Origin of the sequence: Pseudomonas sp. MPB23, assembly GCF_046605395.1 — a bacterium.
In the GTDB taxonomy this organism is placed as follows: Bacteria; Pseudomonadota; Gammaproteobacteria; order Pseudomonadales; family Pseudomonadaceae; genus Aquipseudomonas.
Map to the genome: position 1 here is coordinate 3,935,431 of NZ_CP176771.1, position 11,666 is coordinate 3,947,096.

Below are 11,666 nucleotides of genomic sequence, written 5' to 3' on the forward strand. Positions count from 1 at the left end.
TTATGAACGTGATTCTCTCCGACGCCGAATTCCAGCAGTTTCGCAGCCTCATTCATCAGATCGCGGGCATCAGCCTGTCCGATGCCAAGAAACAGTTGGTGAGCGCCCGTCTCGCCAAGCGACTGCAAGTGTTCAAGCTCAATACCTACGGGGCTTACTACAAGGTGTTGATGAATGACGCGACGGAATTACAGGTGGCGGTCGATATGTTGACCACCAACGAAACCTATTTTTTCCGCGAACCCAAGCATTTTGATTTCCTGCGCGATGTCGCACTGCCCGAACTGCGCGGCAGCGGGACTTTGCGTGTCTGGAGCGGTGCCTGCTCGACCGGCGAAGAGCCGTATACCCTGGCAATGGTCCTGGCGGACAACCTCGCCGGCCGGCCCTGGGAGATCGTGGCGTCGGACATCAGCAGCCGGGTGTTGGACAAGGCCCGCCAGGGGCGCTACCCGCTGGAGGCGACGCGCGGGATCCCCGAAGCACTGCTGAACAAGTATTGCCTCAAGGGCATCGGCACCAACCACGGGTGCTTCATGGTCGAGCCGGCACTGGCATCGCGGATCGATTTCCAGGCCATCAACCTGAACAATCCACTGCCAAAGCTGGGCATGTTCGATGTGATTTTCCTGCGCAACGTGATGATCTATTTCGACAGCGACACCAAAGTGCAAGTCGTCAAGCGCCTGGTCAGCCACCTCAAGCCCGGCGGTTATTTCCTGGTCAGTCATTCGGAAAGCCTCAATGGCGTGACTGATGAGCTGCGACTGGTCAAGCCTTCCATCTACCGGAGGCCACATGCCTGAAATCCGACGCCCCCGCGAGGTTTTCCTGAATCCCGGCGAATGGTTTTTCGGCTCGGGTTCGATCCGGCTGCGTACGGTGCTGGGCTCGTGCGTTGCCCTGGTGTTCTGGCACCCCCAGCGTTTGTTGGGGGGCATGTGTCACTACCTGCTACCCAAGCGTGCGGTGGCGAACTCGCGGGTTCTGGACGGTCGTTATGGCGATGAGGCGCTCCAGTTGTTGATCGGCCAGATGCGCGCGGCCAAGGCGCAGCCGACGGAGTTCAGGGTCAGTGTGTATGGCGGTGGGAACATGTTTCCCGGGCTGGTGCGCCCGGACAATCACTACGTCGGGCAACGCAATGTCGAGCAAGCCAGGCGACTGCTCGACCTGCATCATTTGCCGTGTCACAACCTCCATGTGGAAGGCGTGGGGTATCGAACCGTGGTGTTCGATCTGGCCAATGGCAACATCGAACTCAATTACCTGGCCCTGCAGCGACCCCTCGGCAGCCCTCACGGAGAGCGTGCGACATGAGCCCCATCAAAGTTCTGATCATTGACGACTCCGCAGTGGTCCGCCAAGTGCTGACGGCGACCCTGGGACAAGACCCGGCCATTGAAGTGATCGGCGCGGCGGCGGACCCGGTGTTCGCCATGGACAAAATGAACAAGCAATGGCCGGATGTGATTGTGCTGGACGTCGAGATGCCGCGAATGGATGGCATCACGTTCCTCAAGAAACTGATGGCCGAACACCCCACGCCGGTGGTCATTTGCTCCACATTGACCGAGAAGGGCGCGGCCACCACCATGCAAGCCCTGGCGGCCGGTGCCGTCAGCATCGTGACCAAGCCACAGCTGAACCTGCGCCAGTTCCTGACCGACAGTTCCGAAGAACTGGCGGGGGCCGTCAAGGCCGCCGCCAAGGCCAATATGAAACGGATGGTGCCATCCACCGCCCGCCCGCAAGACTGAATGCCGATGTGATTCTGCCTGCCGGCACTCAGGCGATGGCGCGCACCACCGAGAGCATTGTCGCCATTGGCACCTCCACCGGCGGCACCCAAGCGCTGGAGCTGGTGTTGACCGCCTTGCCGCGGGTCTGTCCGGGCATCGTGATCGTGCAGCACATGCCCGAACACTTCACCGCGGCATTTGCCGAGCGCCTCAATCGGCTGTGCGAGATTGAGGTCAGAGAAGCCAAAAACGGCGACCGCGTGATACCCGGTTGCGCCTTGATCGCCCCCGGAGGCCGGCACATGTTGCTCAAGCGCAACGGCGCCCAATACCAGGTTGAAATCGTCGACGGCCCGCCTGTCAGCCGACACCGGCCTTCGGTTGATGTGCTGTTTCGCTCCGTCGCCCGCAGTGCCGGTGGCAACGCCTTGGGCATCATCATGACGGGCATGGGCGACGACGGCGCCCGTGGCCTGAAGGAAATGCACGACAACGGCGCCCGCACCCTTGGCCAGGATGAAGAGTCCTGCGTGGTGTATGGCATGCCCAAGGAGGCGTTCAAGCTGGGGGCGGTGGAGCGTGAGTTGCCGCTTGAACATATTTCAGCGGCGATTCTGAACGCCATGCATCAGCGGCGTTGATGGTGCGCAGGGCTGAATAGTTAAACGCGCCGAGGCTTTTGAATTCAGGGTTTCTAGACGGCCTTGGCAGGGTTTATCAGCGGCTATCCGGCTCGGTGAAGCACCGGATAGCCCAGGCAGTCTCCGTGACGGATCGGCCGCCAATCCTGCCCCTCTCAGGCAGTGTCTTTATTGCTTGGCAATTTCCTGGTTACGCAAAATGAATCGCTGCAACTTGCCACTGGGGGTCTTGGGTAATTGTTCGACGAACTCCACTTCCCGGGGGTAGGCATGCGCGGCCAGGCGCTGGTGCACATGCAGGCGCAGTGTTTCGGCCAACTCGACGCTGGGCAGGTACTGGCTGTTGAGCACCACAAAGGCTTTGATCAGCTCGGTGCGTTGCGGGTCGGGCTTGCCGATCACCGCCGCTTCGACCACCGCCGGGTGTTCGATCAGGGCGCTTTCGACATCGAAAGGCCCGACGCGATAGCCGGACGTGGTGATCACGTCATCATTGCGGCCGACGAAACTGATACTGCCGTCGTCATTGAGCTCCACCGTATCGCCGCTCAAATAGTAGCGCCCCACAAACGCCTGGGTACGCATGCCAAGGTAGCCGTCGAACCAGCACAGCGGCGAGCGCTCGCGATCAACCGCCAGCACGCCCGGCTGACCCGACGGCAACTCCCGATGCGCCTCATCCAGCACCACGATCCGGTAGCCGGGAACCGCATAACCCGCCGAGCCCTCACGTACCGGGTGATGCAGTTGGTGGTGATTGCACAACACCATGCCGATTTCTGTCTGGCCGTAATGATCGTGAATGACCACGTCGAGGTGTTCGGCAAACCAGCGGATGACTTGCGGGTTGAGCGGCTCTCCGGCACTGCTGACGACACGCAGGCGGCCGCGGACGGCGTCGGCGAAGGTGGCGCCCTCGGCGATCAGCAAGCGATAAGCCGTCGGCGAGCCTGCGCCGCACCGATCCCGGTCACGAGGGGCAGACGCGCCGGATTCGAGCCAAGTACGTGGTCGGTTGCGATGGTGCCCGCAGTGTGGTGCGGGGCGCGATCGGGCAACACCTGCGCGGAGATGCGGCCAACCATGCCTGGGGCGTGATGGACGTATTGGCGGTCACCGATTTTCCCGATATTCGTCTCAAAGCCGCTGTTCAGTCCGCGACGGGTGGCAATCTTCTGATCATTCCTCGCGAAGGCGGGCATCTCGTGCGCTTCTATGTCGATCTTGGCGTTGTCGATGAGGGCAATCGTCAATCCATTCGACAGACCGGTATCGAGCAGATGGTCTCGATCGCACGGAGCATTCTTCATCCTTACACGCTGGAGGTGAAGGAAGTCGCTTGGTCCTCGGTCTACGAAGTAGGGCAACGTCTGACCGATCGCTTTGATGACTCCCTGGATCAGCAGGGTGATGAGCGTGAACCCAGGGTTTTCATTGCCGGTGACGCTTGCCATACGCACAGTGCCAAGGCTGGCCAGGGCATGAACGTGTCTATGCAAGACGCGTACAACCTCGGTTGGAAGATTGCGGCAGTACTCGAGGGGCGCAGTGAGGCCTCGCTACTGGCGACCTACACGCAAGAGCGTCAGCCAGTCGCTCAGGAGCTGATCAACTTCGACAAGCACTGGGCGGCGCTGATGGGTGGCCGGCCAAAGGACCCTCATAACCCCGACTCCAGCGGAATCGATCCCGCCCAAGTGCAAGCCTATTTTGTGCGCGCCGGGCGTTATACGGCCGGTGTGGCAACACGCTACACGCCGGGATTGCTGACGGGGGAGGGGCACTGGCAGCATCTGGCTGAGGGCTTGCTCGTTGGAACCCGCTTCCACTCGGCACCTGTCATTCGTCTGGCAGACGCCAAACCTGTTCATTTGGGACACACGGCCTGTGCGGATGGTCGTTGGACGCTCTATGCCTTTTCTGACAGGGAGCAGACAGCGCTACGCGGTCTATGCAATCTCTTGAGCGAAGCCGCGTCCCCCTTGTTGCGCCGAATCGCCGCCCTAAGCCCTGAGATAGACGGCATTCTCGATGTACGGGCGATTTTCCAGCAGCCTCACCGTACATTGCGTCTGGAAGATCTGCCTGCGTTTCTGCTGCCACGAAAAGGACGATACGGGTTGATTGACTATGAGAAGGTCTTCACCCCAGACAGCACTGTGGATGTATTTGCGTTACGCGGCATTGATCGTGAGCGTGGCGCCATGGTGCTCGTGCGACCGGATCAGTTCATCGCCCATGTGTTGCCCTTGGACGGATATGAGGCGTTGGAGGCGTTCTTGCGTCCGATCTTCAGTGGTGAGTGAAGGGGGGCTTCCATTTCCCCAAGGCTGGACACTTGCGACAGCCGTTTTAAACACTATCGGTAGGCGACCGGCAAACACGCTTACCGAGCGCCCGATTTAAGGGCGATGGTGTTCTGTCTCAAAGAGGTACCGACGCAGCGTACCCGTGAGGTTGATCAACTGCCGCCCCATCAGCGGGCGCACGCCTGTCCGACGGCGGAGTTGATCTAGTCTGCGACGGTACCATCGTCCCTGGTTCTGCTAGAAACGCCACGCTTCAGCCCGAACCAACTGGCAGAACGGCCCGTCAAGCGTTGCATTGTGATGAGCCACGATGTCTTTGGCTTTCATCAGTGGCGTGTCTGAGCAGGTATGACCGTCGGCGATGAGTACCGCATCGAAGCCAAGATCCCGAGCAGCACGGCAGGTGCTGTCGACGCAGTATTGAGTTTTCATGCCCGTGATGACCACGCCGGTAGCCTCGCGAGCGCGCAAATTCTCCGCCAGGTCGGTCATTTCAAAAGCGTTGGGCCGCCGCTTTTCAAATACCACCTCGCCACCCAGCAGCTTGAGCTCTTGCGCAATCTTCGTCAGCGGGCTGTCTGGTTCGATTGGGGAACCAGCGGGCCCGATGTGACGCGCAAGAAAAATCGGAGCGCCAGCGCTGCGTGCCTTTTCCATCAGGGTATTCACTGTTTCCAACAACGCTTCACAGCGCCATGGTTTTTCCGGGCCGTGAACAAGCCCGACTTGGATATCGAGTATCAACAGGGCGTACATGGGGGCATCTCCTTGCGTTTGAGTCAGCGACACAAGGGCATGAAAAAGGCCCTGTCCATCGCTGGCGGGCCTTTGAAGTTCGTCTGCTATTGGCTCACGACACCTCGCACGCTCCGCTTTCAGCGGTCGTGGTGGTGGTCGTCGAGGTGAGGAAATAATTAGTCATAAATCGACACTAGCAATATCGCCGCGCGCTGACAAGCCTGGCTCTTGGAGTGAGTGCTTTTGGCGGACCCGATAGTGTGAGTCTACGAACATCAGGTCTGGTTTGACTCAGGCAGGCTGAGTAAGCCGGTATCACTACGTTTATTTGTTGTCGTGACGCCCCCCAAAAAAAGGAAAACCCGCGTGCCGTTTTGGCACCGTGCTACCATCGGCGCCACGACTCGTTACAACATTAATGTTGCAATGAAACCCCATAATTTGCCTTTCGCTGACTCATGACCTCCCCATTTGACTCGCAATCCGACTTACCCGTGATCCTGGTAGTGGACGATGAGCTACGTTCGCGCGAATCGTTGCGCCGGGTACTCGATCAGGAATTCCAGGTCCTGCTGGCCGAGTCTGCCGCGCAAGCCCGTGAACTCCTTGAACAGCATGGGGTGGCGGTGATCCTCTGCGACCAGCGCATGCCCCATGTCAGCGGTATCGAGTTTCTCAAGGAAGTGCGCGAGCGCTGGCCGGATGTGGTGCGCATCGTGCTGTCGGGCTACACCGATTCGGAAGACATCATCGCGGGCGTCAATCAGGCCGGTATCTATCAGTACCTGCTCAAACCCTGGCTTCCGGAAAACCTGCTCAACACCGTGCGCAACGCGGTCGAAAGCCAATCGCTGCAAAACCATATGCAGCGACTGGACCTGGAACTGCGCGCCGGCACGCCCGCGCTGCGCCGCCGCAGCCGCGAAACCTTGGAGCGGGTACGCGATACCTTCGATTTCTCGCGCATCGTGCGCAGTCCCGGCGGTCCGCTGGATGCCGTCTGTGAGTTGGCCGCGCGGGTCGCTCGCTATGATTTGTCGGTGCTGCTGTTGGGCGAATCGGGCACCGGCAAAGAGTTGCTGGCCCGTGCCATTCATTACGCCAGCCCACGCGCGGGCAATGCCTTCGTCATGGAGAACTGCGCGGCGTTGCCCGATACCTTACTGGAGTCCGAGTTGTTCGGGCACAAGCGCGGCGCCTTCACCGGTGCGCATCAGGATCACATCGGGCTGTTCCAGCGTGCCAATGGCGGCACCTTGCTGCTCGACGAAATCGGCGACACCTCGCCGGCCTTTCAGGTCAAGTTGTTGCGCGTCTTGCAAGAAGGCGAGTTGCGCCCGGTCGGGGCCTCGAACACGGTACGCGTGGATGTGCGGGTGATCGCGGCGACCCATCGCGATCTGGAGCAGGATGTGGCCACCGGACGTTTCCGCAGCGACCTGTATTACCGCTTATCTACGGTCAGCCTGGGCCTGCCGCCGTTGCGCGAGCGTACCGCCGACCTGATGCCCATCGCCAAAAAGCTGCTGGACGATGCCCGCCTGGAACTGGACCTGCCGGGTCTGCACTTCGCCGACGATGCCCTGGCGAGCCTGATCGGTTATCCATGGCCTGGCAATATTCGCGAGTTGCGCAACGAAATCTACCGTGCCGCCGCGTTGTCGGAAGGCGCGCAAATCGGTGCGCATTCGTTTTCCTGGCGCGTCATGCAAGGCCAGAGCCGCAACACCAACGACGTACGGCTTTCACCACCCACCGGCACACTGCAAGAACAACTGGACGCGATCGAAGCGACCATACTCAAGGAATCGCTGCTGCGTCACCGCTGGAACAAAACCCATGCAGCCCGTGAACTGGGCTTGTCGCGCGTGGGCCTGCGCCAGAAATTGCGCCGTCTTGGCCTGGAGGAAGCCCGATGAACACCCCATTCAGAGTGCTGTGGTTGCAGTCGGGCGGTTGCGGCGGTTGCAACATGTCCTTGCTGTGCGCTGACACCCAGGATTTTTCCGCGATGTGGCGCAATGCGGGCATCGAGTTGCTCTGGCATCCGTCGCTGTCCCTTGAAAGTGGCGATCAGGTGCTGGATATCCTGCAGGACTGCCTGCACGGTCGCACCCGGCTCGATGCCTTGTGCATCGAAGGCTCATTGCTGCGCGGCCCGCACGGCACCGGACGCTTTCATATGCTGGCGGGTACCGATGCGCCGATGATCGACTGGGTTCGCAAACTCGCGGCGGTGGCCCAATACACCTTGGGTATCGGCACCTGCGCGGCCTACGGAGGCATCACCGCCGCGGGCAGCAACCCGACCGACGCCTGCGGCCTGCAATTTGACGGTGAACATCGCGGCGGCCTGCTGGGCGCCGATTATCGGTCGTTGCGCGGCTTGCCGGTGATCAACGTCGCCGGGTGCCCCACACACCCTGGCTGGGTGACCGACACCTTGATGGCGCTGGCCGCCGGGCTGTTCGCCGAGGCCGATCTGGACATCATCGGGCGTCCGCGTTTCTACGCCGACCAGTTGGTGCACCAGGGCTGCACACGTAACGAGTTTTATGAATACAAAGCCAGTGCGGAAAAACCTTCGGACCTGGGCTGCATGATGGAAAACCTCGGCTGCAAAGGCACCCAGGCCCACGGCGACTGCAATACCCGCCTGTGGAACGGTGAGGGCTCTTGCACCCGTGGCGGGTTTGCCTGCATCAACTGCACCGCACCGGGCTTCGAAGAACCGGGGCACGCCTTTCAGCGCACGCCGAAACTGGCGGGCATTCCCATCGGCCTGCCCATCGACATGCCCAAGGCCTGGTTCGTCGCGCTGTCGGCGCTGTCCAAATCCGCCACCCCCAAGCGCGTCAAGCAGAATGCGACGTCCGATCACGCGGTGATCGCGCCGTCGGTGCGCACCCCACGCCGTTAGGAGTTTGCATGTCACGTTTGGTGGTCGGCCCGTTCAATCGGGTTGAAGGCGATCTGGAAGTTCAACTGGACGTGGAGGACGGCCACGTGCGTACGGCACGGGTCAACGCCACCATGTACCGTGGTTTCGAGCAAATCCTGCTGCAACACGCACCGCTCGATGCCCTGACCTACGCGCCACGCATCTGCGGAATCTGCTCGGTGTCGCAATCGATCGCCGCCGCCCGCGCCTTGGCCGGGCTGGCCGGCGTACAGCCGCCGGACAACGGTCTGCTGGCAATCAATCTGATGGCCGCCACCGAGAACCTCGCCGATCACCTGAGCCATTTCTACCTGTTTTTCATGCCGGACTTCGTGCGCCCGGTGTACGCCGACCGGCCTTGGTACCCGGCGGCGGTGGCGCGGTTTACCCCGCTTCAGGGCTGTCAGCAGCGCCTGGCCATTTCCGCGCGCAAACGCTGGCTGGACCTGATCGGCACGCTGGGCGGCAAGTGGCCGCACACCGGTTCGATCCAGCCGGGCGGCTCGACCCGCGCCATCGATGCCGCCGAGCGCTTGCGCCTGCTGACCCGCGTGCGCGAGTTCCGGCAGTTTCTGGAAAGCGAACTGTTCGCCGCGCCGCTGGAGCGCATCAACGGTTTGAGCAGCGAAAGCGCGCTTTGGGCATGGCACGCCGAAGCGCCGGGGCAGGGCGATTTCCGCCAGTTTCTGCACATCGCCCTGGACACCGGGCTTGAGCATCTGGGGGCGGGGCCGGGGCTTTATCTGTCCTACGGGGCGTATCCGCGGGCCGATGGTTCGATGGTGTTCCCGCGCGGTCTGTGGAATGGCGTCACCCAGGCTGAGCAAGCGCTGGATCTGCGCGACATCCGTGAAGACAGCGCCCATGCCTGGCTCGATGACGTGGGCGGCCCGCGCCACCCGGCCGAGGGGCAAACCCAGCCATTGCTGGAAAAACCCGACGCGTATACCTGGAACAAGGCCCCACGCCTGGCCGGTGCGGTGCTGGAAACCGGCGCGATTGCGCGTCAGTTGATTAGCGGCCAACCGCTGCTGCGCGATGCGGTGGCACGCTGTTCAGCCACGGTTTATACCCGCCTGCTCGCGCGTTTGCTGGAACTGGCGCAGGTGGTGCCGCTGATGGAAAGCTGGTTGATCGCTCTGCGCCCCGGCGAACCGTACTACCGCGCCGCGGCATTGCCCGACAGCGGTCGCGCGGTCGGCCTGACCGAAGCGGCCCGTGGCGCGCTGGGGCATTGGCTGGAGGTGGAGCAGGGGAAAATCTCCCGCTACCAGATCATCGCCCCGACCACCTGGAACTTCTCGCCACGGGATGCCCAGGGTCAGCCCGGCGCACTGGAACAAGCCTTGCAAGGTGCTCCAGTGCTCCCCGGTGAAAAAAGCCCGGTCGCGGTGCAACATATCGTTCGCTCTTTTGACCCGTGCATGGTTTGCACGGTGCATTGAAAAGGAAAGCCCATGGAACGCCTGACCATTTCCCTGGACCGTGGCCTCGCTGAGGAACTGGACGCGTTGATTCGCGACCAGGGTTACCACAACCGTTCCGAGGCCATGCGTGACATTTTGCGCCGGCATATCGAACAGGCGCGCCTGGAACAAGGCCAGGCGCCGCATTGCGTGGCCAACCTGAGCTTCGTCTACGATCACCACTCGCGCACCCTGACCGAACGGGTGATGGCGCTGCAACACGCCCATCATCACCTGACCATCGCCAGCCAGCATGCGCACCTGGATCACGACAACTGCCTGGAAAGCCTGATGCTCAAGGGGCCGTCCGATCAAGTGCGCGAGTTCGCCAATCGCCTGTGCGCTGAGCGCGGCGTGCGCCATGGCTGGCTGAACCTGATCCCGGTGGAGCAGGGCGCAAGCCACGAGCCGGCCCACAGTCACCTGCATCTGCACCCTAAAAGCTGACGACCATGGCCCGTAAACCGCCACCCGGCGCCCTCGACGAAGACGCCTGGATTGAAGTCATCGCCAGGATGGACGAGGTCTATTCCAAGCTGGTGCAAGACGAAATCGCCCTGGAAGAGAAGAACGTCGAGCTGGAACAGTCGCAACAGTTCATCGCCGGGCTGTTGTCGTCGATGTCCGACGTGTTGCTGGCCTGCGACCCCGAAGGGCGCATTGAAGAGAGCAACAGCGCGCTGCGCACGCTGGTCGGCCGTGATGAGCCGTCATTGTCCGGCAGCCCGGCCTATGCCTTGTTGGCCGATCCACACAGTGAAAGTCAATTGCGCCAGGTTCTCGCCAGTCTGCGCCATCCCAACGCCAGCGCCTCACTGGAGGTCAACTTCAAGGATGCCAGCGGCGCGCCGGTACCCGTGGACGTCAGTTGCACCGTGCGCAGCGCCGGCAATGGACGCTTTATCGGGCATGTGCTGGTAGGGCGACCGTTGGGCGAACTCCAGCACGCGTATCGCCAACTGCACGAAGCCCACGAAGCGCTCAAGCGCACGCAACAACAACTGTTGCACGCGGAAAAAATGGCTTCGCTGGGGCGCCTGGTGGCGGGTGTCGCCCACGAACTGAACAACCCCATCAGCTTCGTGCTGGCCAACGCCCATGTGCTCGACAGCTATGGCAAACGCTTGCAGCAGTACCTGCAAGCGGTCCACGACGGCGAGCCGCAAACCCATCTTCACGCCTTGCGCCAACAGCTGCGCATTGATCCGCTGCTCAGCGATTTGCCGTCGTTGATCGAGGGCAGCATGGAGGGCGCGCAACGCACCGCCGACATCGTCAGCGCCCTGAAGCGCTTCTCGGCGGTGGACCGTGAAGCACTGGGCGAGGTCGATCTCAATGACGTCATCGAGCGCGCCATCCACTGGGTCTGCCGTGGCGTCGCGCCGGATCTGCAGGTGCATTGGCAGGCCGTTGACACGCCGCCGGTGCGCGGTAATGCCGGGCAACTGCTGCAAGTGCTGATGAACCTGATGCAGAACGCCTACGATGCCGCGCAAACCGCCAACCAGACCGCGCCGACCGTGTGGATCGAGGTGACCCAGGCGCCGGGATGGGTCACGTTGCGCTTACGCGACAATGGCGCGGGCATCGCCGAGAAACATCTGGGCCAAGTGTTCGACCCGTTCTTCAGCACCAAGCCCGTGGGCAAAGGCACGGGCCTGGGGCTGTCGATCAGCTACGGCATCATCGAACGCTGTGGCGGTCGGATGACGGCCGCCAATCACCCGCAAGGCGGTGCGCAATTCACCGTGACGCTGCCCGAAGCCGTGCTCGCCTGAGACGATAATCCAGCGCTGTGGCTGGAAGCTCACTGTCCATTTATCCGCGTG

At 61.8% G+C, this 11,666-nt stretch carries 9 protein-coding genes and 2 pseudogenes; 9 read left to right on the plus strand and 2 right to left on the minus strand.

Features of this window, described 5'->3' with window-relative positions; genetic code table 11:
• The first annotated feature begins 2 nt into the window (after positions 1 to 2).
• The 3 genes and pseudogenes from ACLH0J_RS17850 to ACLH0J_RS17860 all read left to right on the plus strand — a co-directional run bounded on the left by ACLH0J_RS17850 (position 3) and on the right by ACLH0J_RS17860 (position 2,383).
• Positions 3 to 806: a CheR family methyltransferase gene (locus ACLH0J_RS17850; protein WP_411388373.1), complete on the plus strand. Its 804-nt coding sequence runs from the start codon at positions 3 to 5 to the stop codon at positions 804 to 806.
• Positions 799 to 1,320 (plus strand): chemotaxis protein CheD, encoded by a 522-nt coding sequence (locus ACLH0J_RS17855; RefSeq protein ID WP_411388374.1) that lies wholly within the window; start codon positions 799 to 801, stop codon positions 1,318 to 1,320. The genes ACLH0J_RS17850 and ACLH0J_RS17855 overlap by 8 nt, the downstream gene beginning before the upstream one ends.
• Positions 1,317 to 2,383 (plus strand): annotated as a pseudogene (locus tag ACLH0J_RS17860) (protein-glutamate methylesterase/protein-glutamine glutaminase). The gene ACLH0J_RS17855 and the pseudogene ACLH0J_RS17860 overlap by 4 nt, the downstream one beginning before the upstream one ends.
• 168 nt (positions 2,384 to 2,551) lie before the next feature.
• On the opposite strand, the pseudogene ACLH0J_RS17865 reads toward ACLH0J_RS17860, so the two are convergent.
• A pseudogene (locus ACLH0J_RS17865) lies at positions 2,552 to 3,337 on the minus strand (AMP-binding enzyme); the annotation flags it as partial.
• Between ACLH0J_RS17865 and ACLH0J_RS17870 the strand changes: the two are divergent.
• Positions 3,334 to 4,689, plus strand: a complete 1,356-nt coding sequence (locus ACLH0J_RS17870) for an FAD-dependent monooxygenase (protein ID WP_411392855.1) — start codon at positions 3,334 to 3,336, stop codon at positions 4,687 to 4,689. The pseudogene ACLH0J_RS17865 and the gene ACLH0J_RS17870 sit on opposite strands and share 4 nt — an antisense overlap.
• Positions 4,690 to 4,929: 240 nt before the next feature.
• On the opposite strand, the gene ACLH0J_RS17875 is transcribed toward ACLH0J_RS17870, so the two are convergent.
• A complete protein-coding gene (locus tag ACLH0J_RS17875) occupies positions 4,930 to 5,448 on the minus strand; it encodes an isochorismatase family protein (protein ID WP_411388375.1) in 519 nt (172 codons plus the stop codon).
• Positions 5,449 to 5,888: 440 nt separating this feature from the next.
• On the opposite strand from ACLH0J_RS17875, the gene ACLH0J_RS17880 reads away from it, so the two are divergent.
• Genes ACLH0J_RS17880 through ACLH0J_RS17900 form a run of 5 tightly spaced genes read left to right on the plus strand, consistent with a single transcriptional unit; the run spans position 5,889 to position 11,615 of the window.
• Entirely contained in the window at positions 5,889 to 7,349 is a 1,461-nt protein-coding gene (locus ACLH0J_RS17880) for a sigma-54-dependent transcriptional regulator (RefSeq protein WP_411388376.1), read from the plus strand.
• A complete protein-coding gene (locus ACLH0J_RS17885) occupies positions 7,346 to 8,350 on the plus strand; it encodes a HupU protein (protein WP_411388377.1) in 1,005 nt (334 codons plus the stop codon). Before ACLH0J_RS17880 ends, ACLH0J_RS17885 begins: the two co-directional genes overlap by 4 nt.
• An 8-nt stretch (positions 8,351 to 8,358) precedes the next feature.
• On the plus strand, positions 8,359 to 9,816 hold the full coding sequence (locus ACLH0J_RS17890; RefSeq protein ID WP_411388378.1) for a nickel-dependent hydrogenase large subunit: 1,458 nt from the start codon (positions 8,359 to 8,361) through the stop codon (positions 9,814 to 9,816).
• A 12-nt stretch (positions 9,817 to 9,828) separates the two neighbouring features.
• Positions 9,829 to 10,284, plus strand: a complete 456-nt coding sequence (gene nikR, locus ACLH0J_RS17895; RefSeq protein WP_411388379.1) for a nickel-responsive transcriptional regulator NikR — start codon at positions 9,829 to 9,831, stop codon at positions 10,282 to 10,284.
• Positions 10,285 to 10,289: 5 nt separating this feature from the next.
• Positions 10,290 to 11,615, plus strand: a complete 1,326-nt coding sequence (locus ACLH0J_RS17900) for an ATP-binding protein (protein ID WP_411388380.1) — start codon at positions 10,290 to 10,292, stop codon at positions 11,613 to 11,615.
• Positions 11,616 to 11,666 lie beyond the last annotated feature (51 nt).